The organism is Streptomyces sp. NPDC052064 (genome assembly GCF_055585925.1).
In genome coordinates this window covers 413,870-428,761 of the sequence record NZ_JBVJJE010000008.1, presented here as the reverse complement: position 1 = coordinate 428,761, position 14,892 = coordinate 413,870, and the positions used below count along the sequence as shown (strand labels likewise).

Below are 14,892 nucleotides of genomic sequence, written 5' to 3'. Positions count from 1 at the left end.
GGGGCTTTTCAGAGCACACACACGCTTTTGGGGGGCTTTGACCTATGGACCCGAACAACCGGGGACCCGAGGAGTACGGCCACGACGGCGACAGTCAGTCGCCGCGCCAGCGCCCGCCCAGGGAATCCCTCACACCCGACTTCAGCCAGCACGCGCCCGCGCTCGCCCGCACCGTGCAGTTGGTCTCCGGCGATTTCCTGCTGACCGTCAACCCTGTCGACGGCAGCGAGATAGAGGCCTGCCCGCCGGCCGAACGGCCCGCCCGGCCCGTGAAGCTCAGCACCGCGGAGCGCGCCGAGGCCGGGCGCGCGGCCCGGCCCCCCGTCCCGCCCGGCCCCGCGCAGCCCAGCCTGCCGCTGCTGGCCCGCCAGGACGAACGCGAGCGACTGGTGCGCCTGCTCGCCCGCGGCCGCTCGGTCCGCCTCACCGGTCCCGCCGGCTGCGGCCGCACCCGCCTCCTCGACCTCGTCTCCGAGGACTGCTCCGACCTCGCCCCCGACGGCGTGGTCCGCCTGGACGGCTTCGGCCGCACCTCCGGCGATCTGCTGTACGACCTCTTCCACGCGGTCTACAACGCCCCCCTGCACCGCCCGGACCGGGAAGAACTGCTCACCTACGTCCGTGAGATCGGCGCGGTCGTCGTTCTCGACGACCTCGAGTTCGGCGGCGCCGGGCTCGACGAGCTGCTGGAGGCGACCCCCGAGTGCGCCTTCCTGCTCGGTGCCACCCCGGACGTGCCGACGCCCTCCGCCGCCGCCGTCGAGGAGGTCTTCCTCGGCGGCCTGGAGCGCGCTGCCGGGCTCGACCTGCTGGAACACGCCGTCGGCCGGCCCCTCACCGAGGAGGAGTCCAACTGGGCGGGCGACCTCTGGTTCGAGTCCGAGGGCCTGCCGCTGCGCTTCGTCCAGGCCGGAGCCCTGCTGCGGCAGCGAGACCGGCTGCGCGCCGGGACGAGTGCCGTCGACGAGTTCGGCGTCTTCGAGGACGCGCCCCCGGCCGACGCCTACGAGGCCGCCGACGGCGACGACGTACCGCTGCCCTCGCTCGGCGAGGCCGCCGCCCCCGCGCCGCTGCTCGCCTCCCGGCTGAGCGCCTCCGCGCGCGCCACCCTGCGGTTCGCCGTCGCCCTCGGCGGCGAGGTGCCGCACCAGGCACATCTGCCCGCCCTGGTCGGCGACACCCACGCGGACGCCGCGCTCGGCGAACTGGCCGCCTGCGGCCTGGTCTCCCCGGTCGGCTCCCGCTACCGGCTCGCCGCCGGTGTCCTGACCCAGCTGGAGGCCGCCGGATACGCCGACGAGGCCGAGGCCGGCGCCCGCAGCGCCGCCCAGCATTACTCCTGGTGGGCCGGGCACCCCTCGGTCACCCCGGAGCGCGTGTGCGCCGAGGCCGACGCGCTCCTCGCCGCCCTGGCCGTGCTCGGGCCGCTCACCAGCCCGCCCGCGGAGGGCGAGGAGAGCCCGGCCGTGCACCTGGCGCGCACCGCCGCACCCGCGTTCGCCGCCGGACTGCACTGGAGCGCGTGGGAACGCGTCCTGCGTACCGGCGCCGAGGCCGCCCGGCTCGCCGGGGACGTCGCCGAAGAGGCCTACTTCCACCACGAGCTCGGCATCCTCGCCCTGTGCGGTGGACAGCTCGACCGGGCCCGCGCCGAACTGGAGGCCTCCATCGGCCTGCGCGGCGCCCTCTCCGACAAGCGCGGCACCGTCGCCGGCCGCCGTGCCCTCGCCCTGGTCGCCGACCGCTCGGGCACCCCGATCGGCCTCGGGCCGACCGCGGGTGAGGAGGTCCCCGACGCCCGGTACGAGGAGTCGGCATCCCCGGCCGGTGGTGTTCCGGCGGCCTTCCCGCCCCTCCAGCAGCCGCTCTCGCCGGCCGTGGTCACCCACCACAGCTCGCCCGGGCCCTCCCACAAGGTCCGGGGTGGCCTCAAGGGCCCGGCCCGGCGCAACCTCGTGGCCGCGGGCGCCGGTGCCCTGCTCGTCGCCGTGCTCGGCACGGTGGTGACCCTCGGCGCCACGTCCGACAACGAGAAGAACCCGCCGTCCGAACAGGTCGGCGTCAACCCCTCGGCCAGCCAGGGCGTCGACGACGGCAGCCTGGGCGCCGACCGGCCGGCGAACGACGGCGACGGCGACACGGGCGCGGCGACGAGCCGCCCGACCGGCCCCGGCCCGGACGGCACGCCGGGCACCTCGGACGATCCGACGCCGACGGGCGGTCCCAGCGGTTCCCCGGACCCCAGCGACCCCGGGGCGACGTCGAGGCCGCCCACGACCTCGAAGCCGCCGGCCACGTCCAAGCCGCCCACGACGTCCAAGCCGCCCACGACGTCGAAGCCGCCCACGACCTCGAAGCCGCCGACCTCGCAACCGCCCACGTCCGAGCCGCCGACCTCGCAGCCGCCGACGTCCGACCCGCCGGCGTCGTCGCCGTCCACCTCCGACTCGGCCAGCGGCCCGGCGCCGAGCGCCACCGCGAGCGCGCCGCAGAGCAGTGAAGGGACGCCGAGCAGCTCGGAGTCGGTGATCTGACACATCCGGCACTCGTACACACAGCGGGGCCGGGTCCGTTCGCCGGACCCGGCCCTCGTCGTAGTCGTCGTAGGTGTGTCAGAACAGCCGCAGCTTGTCGTCCTCGATGCCCCGCAGCGCGTCGTAGTCGAGGACCTGGCAGCCGATGCCGCGATCCGTCGCGAGGACGCGGGCCTGGGGCTTGATCTCCTGCGCGGCGAAGACGCCGCGGACCGGGGCGAGATGGGGATCGCGGTTCAGCAGCTCCAGATAGCGCGTCAGCTGCTCCACGCCGTCGATCTCACCGCGCCGCTTGATCTCCACCGCGACGGTCTTGCCGTCGGCGTCCCGGCACAGGATGTCGACGGGCCCGATGGCCGTCGGGTACTCGCGGCGGATGAGGGTGTAGCCGTCGCCGAGTGTCTCGATGCGGTCGGCGAGCAACTCCTGGAGGTGTGCTTCCACGCCGTCCTTGATCAGGCCGGGATCGACGCCGAGTTCGTGCGAGGAGTCGTGGAGGACTTCCTCCATCGTGATGATGAGCTTCTCGCCCGCCTTGTTGATGACGGTCCATACGCCCTCATCCTCGCCGGTGCCCTCCTTCAGCGTGCAGGGCGGCGACATCCAGTTCAGGGGCTTGTAGGCCCGGTCGTCGGCGTGGATCGAGACGCTGCCGTCCGCCTTCACCAGGATCAGGCGCGGGGCCGAGGGAAGGTGGGCGGTGAGCCGCCCGGCGTAGTCCACGGAGCAGCGGGCAATGACGAGACGCATGGTCGGCAACGCTACTCGACAGGCACCTGTCGACGCGATTCGCCCTGGAAAACACGTGTTCGGTATTGGCCGATTGTGTGCAGGGTGTGGTCATTGTGAGTGCCTCGTCTGCGCATTCTCCTGGTGCCGTCACCGTCGGTTGCTTACGGTATGAACGGGAGGTCGCGATGTGTGTACGCAGCGTGTCCGGTATCGCGAACTCCCTTATCTGTCCGGCAACCCCTGCCCGCCGGGCGGGGGTGCGAGAGGAGAACTCATGTCGCTCGACGTCTCACCGGCCCTACTCGAACAGGCCGAGCGAGGCGAGGTCGACGAAGCGGAATTCGTCGACTGCGTCCGGACCTCCCTGCCCTATGCGTGGGAGATGATCAGCTCCCTGGTGGCCCAGCTGAAGGTGGACGGCGGTGCGTTCGCCGACAACCAGACGCCTCCGCCGGACGAGCAGGCACGCGGTCAGTTGCTGCGTGCACTTGCGAGTGACGCGATACGCGGCGCGCTGCAACGGCACTTCGGTGTGCGGCTGGCCTTCCAGAACTGCCACCGGGTGGCGGTGTTCCCGCTTGACTCCTCGGTGGACGAGAAGCTGGGCCGCTTCACGTCGGTCCGCAGCCAGGTGCTCAACCAGTCACCCGAGTTCCGGGACTGCTGACGCGGCGCCACCTGCTTGCCGCTCCGTACGCGGGAGGTGCAGCTTTGTACCGGAGCGGCAAGCCCCAGGAACCCGCCGCGCTTTCAGGCGAGTTGGGGGAGCACCTCGGCCCCCAGTCGCCGTACGTTCTCCTCCGTCGCCGCCAGGTCCCCGGAGCCCTCGACGAGCAGGGCGAAGCGGGAGATGCCGGTCCGCTCGCTGGTCGCCGCCAGCCGGTCGGCGCACAGCCGCGGTGTGCCCACCGGGTGCAGCCCGCAGAGCAGTTCGGTGTACGCCAGCGGGTCGCGCATCCGGCGCGTGCGCCCGTCGACCGTGACATGCGCCTCCAGGCCCTGCTTCAGCCAGCCCGGCATCGCCTTGATCAGCGTCTCCGCCGCGTCGACCCGCCGGTCCGCGATCTGGCAGACGCCCGCCGACACATGGGACGCGCCCAGGATCTCCTCGGCCGGCCGGCCGCAGGCACGCGCGTGCTGCCGCCAGAGAGCGACCATCTCGGCCTTCTCCTCGTCCCCGACATGCATCCCGAGCAGCATCGACAGACCGCGCTCGGCCGCCAGCCGCACACTCGCCGGTGACGTGCAGGCGACGACGAGCTCGGGTCCCTCGATCTCGGTCAGGGCCTCCGACGGCCGGGGAACGACCGGGACTTCGCGGAAGCGGAAGCGCTCCCCGGCGGCCGCCACCGACGCGTCGCGCAGCCAGCGCACCAGGACGTCCAGGGACTCGGGGAACCCCTTCTCGTAGGCCTCCAGGCCCGCGCCGAACACCTCCAGGTCGACCCACGGGCCGCCGCGCCCGACGCCGAGCGTGAAACGGCCGCCGCTCGTGTGGTGCAGCAGCGCGGCCTGTTCGCCGAGGGTCACGGGGTGGGTGGTGGGCAGGACGCTGACCGCCGTACCGACCCGGATGCGGCGGGTGCGGCCGAGCAGTAAGGCGGCCAGGGTGACGGCCGACGGGCACGTGCCGTACGGCACGAAGTGGTGCTCGGCCAGCCAGACCGTGTCGAGCCCGGCCTCCTCGGCGACCTCGGCCGAGCGGACCGCGCGGTGCAGCGCCTCTCCCTCGCCCTGACCGGGGAACTGGGCCGCCAACACGAAACTTCCAACGCGCATTGCTTTCCTGCTTCCTTGGCTCCGACACGGAGCTCCCCAAAGGGCATAACCGTCCGACACGTGCCGAGGACACGGCCGGTCGGGGTATTTTGCGGATTGTCTGCAGAATGAGGCGTTCCGCGCGGGGTCCGGGGAGAGGCCCCGGCGGGGGCGCGCCTGGCCCGGCGAGGGGCTTGTGGCGATTGGATGGCGTACGTGTACCCCCGTCCGCGCCGCGTAGGCTGGACGCGCCACGTGTCCTGTATAGCCCCGAGAGGTGTCCCGTGTCCCCGCGTCGCAACCGACCCAAGGGCGCCGCTTCGTCCGGCCGGAGCGCCGAGGACGACCGCCCCGGCCGCTACGGCGGCTGGCAGTCCTCGGAGAACTGGCAGGGCGAGAACTGGAGCGTGCGGCACGTGGCCGGCGCGAGCGCGCAGGGCAAGTCGTACCGTTGCCCCGGCTGCGACCAGATGATCCCGGACGGGGTGCCGCACGTGGTGGCCTGGTCCGAGCACACGGGCGTCGATGACCGCCGGCACTGGCACAAGGCCTGCTGGAACGCGCGGGACCGCCGCACCCCAGGGGTGCGGCGGTCCCGTAACGCGCCGAGGTTCTAGGCCTGTTCACGGCCTGTGACTACACGTCCCGCTTCTCCAGCAGCGCGAAGGCGGCGGCGAAGGCGACGGCCGTCGCGCCGAGGATGATCCACAGCGGGTCCCAGCCGGACGGGCCGGACTGGCTGAGGGAGACGGAGTAGAAGACGCTGAGCTGGTTCGGGATCGAGTACTCGAGCAGGACGTCGCGGACGGCCGACAGCGATTCCGAGAACATGAACAGCGCGATCACCAGCGGGGCGAGCACGGCGCCGATCATGATGGTGATGGCGCCCGCCGAGTGCCGGATGACCGAGCCGACGGCGAGCGAGAGCAGGCCCAGCAGCGCGATGTAGGCCGACATGCCGACCGTGGCCTTCAGCCACTCCCCGCCGGAGGGGGACTTGACGCCGTCGCCCTCCAGCATCGCCACGTGCAGGAAGGCGACGAGGGACGCGGACACCAGCGTCACCACGAACGCGACCAGGAAGAACACGATGCCCTTGGCCGCGAGCACCCGGCCCCGGCTCGGGCACGCGACCATCGTGGTGCGGACCATGCCCGTGCCGTACTCCGAGGCCGTGGTCAGCACGCCCAGCGTGATGATGCACATGCTGCCGAGCAGCAGCCCGAAGAAGCCCAGGCCGAGCGGGCTGTCGCCGGACAGGGCCGGGTCGGAGTTCGCCACCACGACGCCGGTCAGCGTGCCGATGCCGATGACGAGCAGGACGAACACGCCGAGCGTCCACATCGTGGAGCGCACCGACCTGATCTTCGTCCACTCGGAGGCGATGGCATGCCCGAGGTGCGTCCGCACGACCGGGATCGGCGAGGTGTAGCCGGGGTACGAAGAACCGGGCGCCGCCTCCCAGGTGGGTGCGGCCGGCGGCATCTGGGGCTGGGGGCTGCTCATCGGGGGTCCTCGGGCTTGGTCAGGTCGGAGGTCGGGGCGGAGGCCGGTGCGGCGGGCGCCTGGGGGGCCGGCCGGGCAGCCGACTGCGCGGGCGCGGCGCTCGCCTGCGCCGCAGGCGCTGCCGGGGCCTGAGGCGCCTGACCCGCCGGCTGGGCGTACGGGTTGGGCGTTCCCGCGCCGGAGGCGCCAGGGACGCCAGGGGAGACCCGAGCGGTCCCGGGCGTTCCCGGGCCACCAGGTGCGCCGTACGGGCCCGCCGGTGCCTGGCCCGGCGCGCCCTGCGGCGGCATCGTGAACGGCTGCCCGACCTGCTGGGGCGGCGGCGGGGCGTACCAGCCGGGCTGGCCCTGGCCGGGGACCGGCATCGGGGGCTGTGCCCCGGGCGGCAGCGGCTGCTGCAGGCCTTCCTTCTGGTCGATGGTCGAGCGGTAGTCGACGGCGCCCTGCGTCATCCGCATGTACGCCTCCTCCAGCGAGGCCTGGTGCGGCGACAGTTCCCACAGCCGGACGTCGTTGTCGTGCGCGATGTCGCTGATGCGGGGGAGCGGCAGCCCGGTCACGCGCAGCGCGCCGTCCTGCTCGGGCAGCACGTGCCCGCCCGACTCGGTGAGCGCGGCCGAAAGCTTCTCGCGCTGCTGCGGCTCGGTGTCGGGCGTCCGGACGCGCGCGAAGTCCGCGGAGTTCGCGGAGATGAAGTCCGTGACACTCATGTCGGCGAGCAGCTGCCCGCGCCCGATGACGATGAGGTGGTCGGCGGTCAGCGCCATCTCGCTCATCAGGTGGGAGGAGACGAAGACCGTGCGGCCCTCCGCCGCGAGTGCCTTCATCAGGTTGCGCACCCAGAGGATGCCCTCGGGGTCGAGGCCGTTGACCGGCTCGTCGAACAGCAGAACCTGCGGGTCGCCGAGCAGCGCGGCGGCGATGCCGAGCCGCTGCCCCATGCCGAGGGAGAAGCCCTTGGACCGCTTCCTGGCCACGTCCTGGAGGCCGACGACCCCGAGCACCTCGTCCACCCGCTTGGCCGGGATGCCGGACAGCTGGGCCAGGCACAGCAGGTGGTTGCGGGCGGCCCGGCCGCCGTGCACGGCCTTGGCGTCCAGCAGGGCACCGACCTGGCGGGGGGCGTTGGGCAGCTTGCGGTACGGGTAGCCGCTGATCGTCACGTGCCCGGCCGTCGGGTTGTCCAGGCCGAGGATCATCCGCATCGTCGTCGACTTGCCCGAGCCGTTCGGCCCGAGGAAGCCGGTGACGGCCCCCGGCCGTACCTGGAAGGAAAGGTTGTACACAGCGGTCTTGTCGCCGTAGCGCTTCGTCAGGCCGACTGCTTCGATCATGCTCCGCACCCATCGCAAGGTTCAGGACAGCGGGGCACACGCCCCCGTAAGGGTTAGGAGGATATCGAGGCGCTGACGGTTCCGCTCAAATGAAAGTAAAAGGTAGAGCGCGGCGCGCCCCGGCAGCCGCTCCTAGGCGTCCCGTTTCTTCAGCAGCACGTACCCGCCGACCAGTGCCGCGAGCACCCACAGCCCCATGATCCCGAGTCCGCCCCACGGCCCGTACGGGGTGTCGTCGTCGATGGGCGTGACCACCTGCATGATCTTGCTGCCGGCCTGGTCGGGCAGAAACCGGCCGACCTTCTTCGTCGCGTCGACATTGCCCAGGATGTTGGAGATCAGGAAGAAGAACGGCATCAGGACGCCCAGCGACAGCATCGGCGAGCGCAGCATCGCGGCGACGCCCATGGAGAACATCGCGATCAGCGCCATGTAGAGGCCGCCGCCGAACACCGCCCGCAGCACCCCCGGGTCGCCGATCTCCGCCCGGTGCCCACCCAGCATCGCCTGCCCAAGGAAGAAGGCGGCGAAGCTGGTGACGAGCCCGACCAGGAGGGCGAGCGCACTGGCGACCGCGATCTTGCTGAACAGGAAGGAGCCGCGCTGCGGCACGGCGGCCAGCGAGGTGCGGATCATGCCGGTGCTGTATTCGTTCGACACCACCAGCACACCGAACACGATCATCGCGAGCTGCCCGAGGCTCATCCCCGCGAAGCTGATGAACGTCGGGTCGAACTCCGCCCGTTCCTGCGCGCCCATGGAGTCGAACTCGCTCTTGGACAGGGCCGAGATCAGCATGCCGAGGGCGACCGTCACGACCACCACCAGCGAGAGAGTCCACACCGTGGACGCCACCGACCGAATCTTCGTCCACTCCGACCGTACGACCTGCGTCGTCGCCATGCTCAGCCCCTCTTCCCGCCGTCGCCCCATTGCTGCCCCGAGGGCTGGGGGCTCGTCTCGCTGTGTGCGTGGTACTCCACCGACTCCGCGGTCAGCCGCATGAACGCCTCCTCGAGCGACGCCTGTTGCGGGCTCAGCTCGTGCAGCGTGATCCCGTGCTGCGCCGCCAGCTCGCCGACGTGCTCGGCCTTGCCGCCGTCCACCTCCAGCACCCCGTCACCGCTCTCGACGGCCACGGTTCCGGCCTGGTGCAGCACATCGAGCAGCCGTTCCCGCTGCGGGCTGCGGACCCGGACGTACGACCGTGAGTTGCGCGCGATGAAGTCGGCCATGGAGGTGTCCGCGAGCAGCCGCCCCTGCCCGATGACGACGAGGTGATCGGCCGTCAGGGCCATCTCGCTCATCAGATGGGAGGAGACGAACACGGTCCGGCCCTGCGCCGCCAGGGACTTCATCAGGGTGCGGATCCAGTGGATGCCCTCGGGGTCGAGGCCGTTGACCGGCTCGTCGAACATCAGGATCCGGGGATCGCCGAGCAGCGCGGCCGCGATGCCGAGCCGCTGCCCCATGCCCATCGAGAAGCCCTTGGTCTTCTTCTTCGCGACCGCCGTCAGCCCGACGGTCTCCAGCACCTCCCGCACCCGGCCGCGCGGAATGCCGTTGCTCTGTGCGAGGCACAGCAGATGGTTGTAGGCGGTACGCCCGCCGTGCCAGGCCTTGGCCTCCAGCAGGGCGCCGATGTACGTCAGCGGGTCCTTGAGCTGCTGGTAGTGCTTGCCGTCGATACGGACGTCGCCGGCGGTCGGGTGGTCGAGACCCAGGATCATCCGCATGGTCGTGGACTTGCCCGCGCCGTTGGGCCCGAGGAAGCCGGTGACGATGCCCGGTCTGACGGTGAAGGACAGGTTGTTGACCGCCACCTTCTCGCCGTAACGCTTGGTCAGCCCCTCGAGCTCAATCATGCCCGCCACGCTAGAGCGGGACAAAGCCCTCTGCCACCCGAGCGGCAGAGGGCTTTGCGGAGATTCAGACTCCGTACGCCGGGTCGTTACCGGGACTGCTGGGCCGGAACCCCGCGGGAGATCGGCTCGTCCTCGGCCGGCGTGCCGGCGGCGGCCACCGCGGCGCCCGTGAGCGTGGCGAGCATCTCGCGGACGTTCGTCAGCTGGGCGTTGATGCTGTCGCGGCGGTTGGTGAGGGCCGCGAGCTCGCGCTCGGATTCCGAACGGATGCGGTCGGCCTTGGCGTTGGCGTCGGCCACGATGTCCTCGGCCTGGCGCTGGGCCGTCTCCACCGTCTGGCGGGCGCGGCGCTCGGCGTCCGTGCGCAGCTTCTCCGCCTCCAGGCGGAGCTGCTCGGCGCGGTGCTCGATCTCGGCGAGACGCTTCTCGGCCTTGGCCTGACGGGAGGCCAGGTCACGCTCGGACTGCTCGCGGCGCTTGGCCAGGTTCGTCTCGAAGTCGGCGGCGGCCTGCGCGGCCTTGGCGCGGGTCTCCTCGAAGAGGGCGTCCGCCTCCTCGCGCTTGGACTGCGCGTCCTTCTGCGCCTCGGAACGCAGCTGGGCGGCGTCACTCTTGGCCTTCTCGACGATCCGCAGGCCCTCGTCCTCGGCCTTCGCCTTGCGCTCCGCCGAGTACGACTCGGCGTCGTTGCGCACCTGCTGGGCCGCCGACTCGGCGAGTTCGCGGTGCTGCTCGGCCGCGCGCCGGGCCTCCTCGCGCAGGTCCTTCGCCTCTTCCTCGGCGAGGCGGAGGATCTTCTCCACGCGCGCGCCGAGACCCGCGTACGACGGCTCGGCGTCGCTGATCTGGGCCTGGGCGTTCTGCGTCTCGAGGTGGAGCTCTTCGATGCGCTTTTCCAGAGCGGTGATGCGGGCGAGAGCGCTGTCACGGTCGGAGACGAGCTTGGAGATACGTTCGTCCACCTGAGCGCGGTCGTATCCACGCCGCACAAGCTCGAAGCCGTAGGGGGAAGTGTCGCTCATGGGGTTCCTGTCGAATGAGACCGGTGAGGTGATAGGTGGAATCCTAGGGGCCGAAACGGTGTGTCATCGAGCGGATGCGCGTTTGGTCTGCAAAATGAGACCCCTTTTGAGTGGCTAACCCCGGGACTGCTTGCCAAAGACTTGGTCAAAGGCTCCAGCACACACCGGTTTCGCCCCGGTTCGCTAGCTATCCGAGGACTTGCCACCCGAACGGGGTGCGCCGACTGTTGCGCCTGCCTTGACTCCGTTGTCCTTGGCCGGGGACGGGGCCTCGAAGGATTCCAACGCCTCCAGGACGTCCTGGACACGGGAGATCTCGGCATTGATGTCCTCGCGGCGGCGGACCAGGACCTCCAGCTCGCGCTTGCCCTCGTCGACCGTGCGCTTGGCCTCGCGGACGGCCTCGGCCTTGAGCTCCTCGGCCTCCCGGACCAGCGTGGCCTTCTTCTGCTCGGCCTCCTTGAGCAGGCCCTCGGCCTTCTTCACCGCGGCGATACGGACCTTGCCCGCCTCGGAGTTGGCCTCCGAGACGATCTCCTTGGCCTTCGCCTGCGCCTTCGCGAGCTGCTCCTCCGCGGCCTTGACGAGCGCGTCGCAGCGGTCGCCCGCCGACTTCATCGTCTCGGCCGACTCCCGGCGGGCCCGCTCGTGCAGCTCCTCGATCTCCGCCGTGATGCGGTCGCGCAGCTCCTCGGCACGCTCCCTGATCTGCGTGGCGTCCCGGCGCGCGCCGACCAGCAGCTCGTCGGCGTCCGTACGGGCCTTCTCCACCAGCGCGTTGCCCTCGACCGTCGCATCGGAAACGAGCCGGTCGGCCTCCTTGCGGGCCGCGCCCACCATCGTGTCGGCCTGAGACTCGGCCTCCGCGGTGGTCTTGTGCGCCTGCTGCTGAGCCTCGGTGAGCAGCTTGTCGGCCTCCGCCGTGGTCTCCGAGATGAGCTTGTCGACCTGCTCGGCCGCCTCGGAGCGTCGCTTGTTGGCGTCCTTGCGGGCCTCGTCCAGCGTGCGGTCGGCCTCCTCGCGCGCGGAGCTGACGAGCCGTTCCACCTCCGCCTCGGCGTCGGCCTTGACGCGCTGGGCCTCGCTGCGGACCCGCTCGGCGTGCTGCTGCGCCGAGCCGACCGTCTCGGCGGCCTCGGCCCGCAGCCGCTCCGCCTCGGCGGTGGCCTCCCCGACCAGCTGGTCGGCCTGGGCGACCGACTCGGCCCGCACCCGCTCGGCCTCCGTGGCCGCCTCGGAACGGAGGCGCTCGGCCTCGGAGACGGCTTCCGTGCGGACCCGTTCGGCCTCGGCGACCGTGTCCATCCGCAGCCGGTCGGTCTCCTGGACCGTCTCGGTCGTGAGCCGCTCCGCCTCGTTGCGCGCCTCGGTGATGAGGGTGTCCGCCTGTGTCGCCGCGTCGGAGCGGATGCGGTTGGCGTCCTCGCGGGCGTCCGCCCGGGTACGCGAGGCGCTCTGCTCGGCCTCCGCGATGGCGTCCGACGCCTCCGTGCGCACGCGCTGGGCGTGCTCGGCGACGTCCGCGCGGATCCGCTCCGCCTCCGTGATCGCCTCGGACATCGTCCGCTCGGCGAGCGCCTTGGCGGCCTCGGTCTCCTCGTGCGCCTCGCGCCGCAGCCGGCCGGCGTCCTCGCTCGCCCGCTCCCGCTCGGAGTAGGCGTCGGAACGGACCCGGTCCGCTTCCTCCTGCGCCTCCCGCCGCGTACGGTCCGCCGCGTGCTCGGCGGCGCTGCGCAGCCCGGCGATCTCCTCCTGCGCCTGCTCGTGCAGCCCCGCGACGGAGTCCCGGACCTGCTGCGCGTGCTGCTCGGCGGCCGACACCATCTCCGTGGCGCGCCGGTCGGCCTCCTCGACCAGCCGTACGGCCTCGGTCTGCGCCTCCTCCACGCGCTTGCGCGCGGAGGCCAGCAGCTCCTCACTCTGCTCGCGGGCCCGCTCGCGCTCCTGGTCGGCCTCCTGCCGGGCGGAGCCGAGGACTTCCTCGGCCTCGCGGCGGCGCCGGTTGGCCTCCTCCTGGGCGGCGGCCAGCGTCTCGGACGCCTCCGTGGCCAGCCGCTCGGCGGCGGCCTGCGCCTCCGCGCGCACCCGGTCGGCGCTCTCCTGCGCCTCCGACTTCAGCCGCTCGGCCTCGTTCGCGGCCTCAGACCGCAGCCGTACGGCGACGGCCTCGCCCTCGGCACGCGCGGCCGACGCGTCGGACACGGCCTCGTCGCGCAGCCGTTCGGCTTCGGCCTCGGCCTGCTGCTGGAGCGTACGGATCCGCTCCGCGGCCTCGGCACGCAGCCGCTCGTTCTCCTCGGCGGCCTCGCGGCGGATCCGCGCGGCCTCCTCACGGGCGTCCGACAGCGCCTGCTCGGCGGCTGTCAGCCGCTCCTCGGCCTCCGTCTGGAGCCGCGTCAGCTCCTCGGCGGCCTCCGCGCGGCGTGCCTCTATGGCCCGCTCGGTCTCCTCGTGCAGCTCGCGCGCCGCGCGCTCGGCGTCCTCCTTGAGCGCCTCGGCCTGCTCGACGACCTCCTCGCGGTGCCGCTCGGCCTCCTGCCGGGTGCGCTGAAGGGTCTCCTCGGCCTGCCGGCGCAGGGTCGTCGCCCGCTCGATGGCCTCCGTGCGGACCTTCTCGCTGTCCGTCTGGGCCGTCGTACGCAGCTCGTCCGCGTCCGCCTTCGCCTTGGCGAGCAGCTCCTCGGCGGACCCCGCCGCCTCCTCGATCTGCGCCACGGCCTCCTTGCGGGCCTCGGCGCGGATCTTCTCGCCCTCCTCGACCGCGTCGGCCCGGAGCTGCTCGGCCTCGCCGCGCAGCCGGCGGGCCTCCTCCTGGAGCTCGACCGTCTTGGCGCGGTACTCCTTGGTGTCGTCCTTCGCCGCGCCCTTGAGCTCCTCGGCGATGTCGTGCGCCTCGGCGCGCAGCCGGTCCGCCTCGGCCTCGGCCTCCCTGCGGATCCGCTCGGCCTCCTCGGCCGCGGCCTTGGTGGTCTTCTTGGCGTCCTCCGACGCCTTGGTGAGCACGTCCTCGGCGGTCTTGGCCGCCTTGGACAGCTGGGTCGCGGTCTCCTCGGCGGTGAGCGTGCGGGCCTTCTCGGAGGCCTCGGCGACGATCTTCTCGGCCTCGGCGCGGGCGTCCGCGACGAGCTGCTCGGCCTCGGACTTGGTGTTCTCGGCCTCCTTCGTGGCCTCCTCGACCAGCCGGGCGACCTGCTCCTTGGCGGTGCGCGTGCGCGTCTCGTTCGCGGACTCCGCGCTCGCCAGGGCCTTGGCGGCGGCCTCCTTGGCCTCGGTGACCAGCTTCTCCGACTCGGCCTGCGCCTTGCGCAGCGCCTCCTCGGCCTCGGCCATCCGCTGCTCGGCGGCCTTGCTCAGCTCCTGGGCCTCGCGGCGCGCGGACTCCGACTCCGAGGCGGTGGACGTCCGAAGCTGCTCGGCGTGGTCGGTGGCCTCCTGGGCCTGGGTCGAGGCGGCGTTGAGCAGCCGCTCGGCGTCCGTGCGGGCACGCCGCAGGATCTGCTCGGCCTCGGCCCGGGCCTCCTCGGCGGCGCTCGTCAGCCGCTGCCGGGCCTCGGTCGTCAGCCGCTCGGCCTCCGCACGGGCGGTGGTCAGGGACTGCTCGGCCTCGGCGCGGGACTCGTCCAGCAGCCGACGGGCCTGCTGCTCGGTGCGGGCCCGCAGCTGCTCCGCCCACGCCACGTTCTCGTTGACGTGCGACTCGACGGTCTGGCGGCGCTCGGCCAGCTCCTGGTCGAGCTGCTGGCGCCGGGTCACCGCCTCCTGGTGCAGCTCCGCCTGGAGCCGGGCCGCCTGTTCGGCGTGCTCCTGGAGGATCCGCTGGGTCTGGGCCCGGGCCTCGCTCAGCTCGCGGTCGGCGTCCGCGCGGATCTGGTCGGCCTGCATCTGCGCGTTGCGCAGCAACTGCTCCGCCTGCCAGCCGATATCGCCCCCATCGAAGGAGGGCCGGGACATGATGGTGCGCCGCGCCTCGTGCAACTTGGCGCGCAGCACCTCGACCTGGTAGCCGAGGTCCTCGGCGTGCTGGATCGCCTTTTCCCGCTCGGTCTTCAGCCGCTTCATCTCGGCTTCGAACCGAGAGAGGTGGTCGACGTCAGCCGCCGGCTCTCGCTCCTGGCTCTCGTAGCCCCGCACTGCGCGGTCC

At 72.2% G+C, this 14,892-nt stretch carries 11 protein-coding genes; 3 read left to right on the top strand and 8 right to left on the bottom strand.

The genetic code is table 11. The features are described 5' to 3' along the window. Positions 1 to 44 precede the first annotated feature (44 nt). The gene (locus ACZ6TU_RS23870) at positions 45 to 2,534 is read left to right on the top strand and encodes an ATP-binding protein (protein ID WP_467681265.1); all 2,490 of its coding nucleotides are present in this window, start codon (positions 45 to 47) and stop codon (positions 2,532 to 2,534) included. Positions 2,535 to 2,612: 78 nt separating this feature from the next. Here ACZ6TU_RS23870 and nucS read toward each other — a convergent pair whose 3' ends face one another. Beyond that, on the bottom strand, positions 2,613 to 3,284 hold the full coding sequence (gene nucS, locus ACZ6TU_RS23865; RefSeq protein WP_356920081.1) for an endonuclease NucS: 672 nt from the start codon (positions 3,282 to 3,284) through the stop codon (positions 2,613 to 2,615). Positions 3,285 to 3,540: 256 nt separating this feature from the next. On the opposite strand from nucS, the gene ACZ6TU_RS23860 reads away from it, so the two are divergent. Beyond that, a complete protein-coding gene (locus ACZ6TU_RS23860; protein ID WP_030246492.1) occupies positions 3,541 to 3,933 on the top strand; it encodes an SCO5389 family protein in 393 nt (130 codons plus the stop codon). An 83-nt stretch (positions 3,934 to 4,016) separates the two neighbouring features. Here ACZ6TU_RS23860 and ACZ6TU_RS23855 read toward each other — a convergent pair whose 3' ends face one another. Continuing rightward, positions 4,017 to 5,045: an LLM class flavin-dependent oxidoreductase gene (locus ACZ6TU_RS23855; protein WP_184988170.1), complete on the bottom strand. Its 1,029-nt coding sequence runs from the start codon at positions 5,043 to 5,045 to the stop codon at positions 4,017 to 4,019. Positions 5,046 to 5,308: 263 nt separating this feature from the next. Here ACZ6TU_RS23855 and ACZ6TU_RS23850 point away from each other — a divergent pair, with 263 nt between their 5' ends. After that, the gene (locus tag ACZ6TU_RS23850) at positions 5,309 to 5,641 is read left to right on the top strand and encodes a hypothetical protein (RefSeq protein WP_010040110.1); all 333 of its coding nucleotides are present in this window, start codon (positions 5,309 to 5,311) and stop codon (positions 5,639 to 5,641) included. Positions 5,642 to 5,660: 19 nt separating this feature from the next. Here ACZ6TU_RS23850 and ACZ6TU_RS23845 read toward each other — a convergent pair whose 3' ends face one another. From ACZ6TU_RS23845 to scy, 6 genes are all read right to left on the bottom strand, one after another. Then, positions 5,661 to 6,530 (bottom strand): ABC transporter permease, encoded by an 870-nt coding sequence (locus ACZ6TU_RS23845; protein WP_469550843.1) that lies wholly within the window; start codon positions 6,528 to 6,530, stop codon positions 5,661 to 5,663. Beyond that, positions 6,527 to 7,864 (bottom strand): ABC transporter ATP-binding protein, encoded by a 1,338-nt coding sequence (locus ACZ6TU_RS23840; protein ID WP_469550839.1) that lies wholly within the window; start codon positions 7,862 to 7,864, stop codon positions 6,527 to 6,529. Before ACZ6TU_RS23840 ends, ACZ6TU_RS23845 begins: the two co-directional genes overlap by 4 nt. Before the next feature lie 132 nt (positions 7,865 to 7,996). Beyond that, positions 7,997 to 8,767: an ABC transporter permease gene (locus tag ACZ6TU_RS23835; RefSeq protein ID WP_467681256.1), complete on the bottom strand. Its 771-nt coding sequence runs from the start codon at positions 8,765 to 8,767 to the stop codon at positions 7,997 to 7,999. Between the two features lie 2 nt (positions 8,768 to 8,769). After that, positions 8,770 to 9,729: an ABC transporter ATP-binding protein gene (locus ACZ6TU_RS23830; protein WP_469550836.1), complete on the bottom strand. Its 960-nt coding sequence runs from the start codon at positions 9,727 to 9,729 to the stop codon at positions 8,770 to 8,772. Between the two features lie 86 nt (positions 9,730 to 9,815). After that, a complete protein-coding gene (locus tag ACZ6TU_RS23825) occupies positions 9,816 to 10,751 on the bottom strand; it encodes a coiled-coil domain-containing protein (RefSeq protein WP_059417189.1) in 936 nt (311 codons plus the stop codon). A gap of 183 nt (positions 10,752 to 10,934) precedes the next feature. Beyond that, positions 10,935 to 14,882: a polarized growth protein Scy gene (gene scy, locus ACZ6TU_RS23820; protein ID WP_467681252.1), complete on the bottom strand. Its 3,948-nt coding sequence runs from the start codon at positions 14,880 to 14,882 to the stop codon at positions 10,935 to 10,937. Positions 14,883 to 14,892: the final 10 nt, after the last annotated feature.

Bases quoted from the DNA above. Each gene is read 5' to 3' on its own strand.
- ACZ6TU_RS23855 (WP_184988170.1), bottom strand. From the start codon at position 5,045: ATGCGCGTTGGAAGTTTCGTGTTGGCGGCCCAGTTCCCCGGTCAGGGC.
- ACZ6TU_RS23835 (WP_467681256.1), bottom strand. From the start codon at position 8,767: ATGGCGACGACGCAGGTCGTACGGTCGGAGTGGACGAAGATTCGGTCG.
- nucS (WP_356920081.1), bottom strand. From the start codon at position 3,284: ATGCGTCTCGTCATTGCCCGCTGCTCCGTGGACTACGCCGGGCGGCTC.
- ACZ6TU_RS23840 (WP_469550839.1), bottom strand. From the start codon at position 7,864: ATGATCGAAGCAGTCGGCCTGACGAAGCGCTACGGCGACAAGACCGCT.
- ACZ6TU_RS23860 (WP_030246492.1), top strand. From the start codon at position 3,541: ATGTCGCTCGACGTCTCACCGGCCCTACTCGAACAGGCCGAGCGAGGC.
- ACZ6TU_RS23825 (WP_059417189.1), bottom strand. From the start codon at position 10,751: ATGAGCGACACTTCCCCCTACGGCTTCGAGCTTGTGCGGCGTGGATAC.
- ACZ6TU_RS23830 (WP_469550836.1), bottom strand. From the start codon at position 9,729: ATGATTGAGCTCGAGGGGCTGACCAAGCGTTACGGCGAGAAGGTGGCG.
- ACZ6TU_RS23870 (WP_467681265.1), top strand. From the start codon at position 45: ATGGACCCGAACAACCGGGGACCCGAGGAGTACGGCCACGACGGCGAC.
- ACZ6TU_RS23845 (WP_469550843.1), bottom strand. From the start codon at position 6,530: ATGAGCAGCCCCCAGCCCCAGATGCCGCCGGCCGCACCCACCTGGGAG.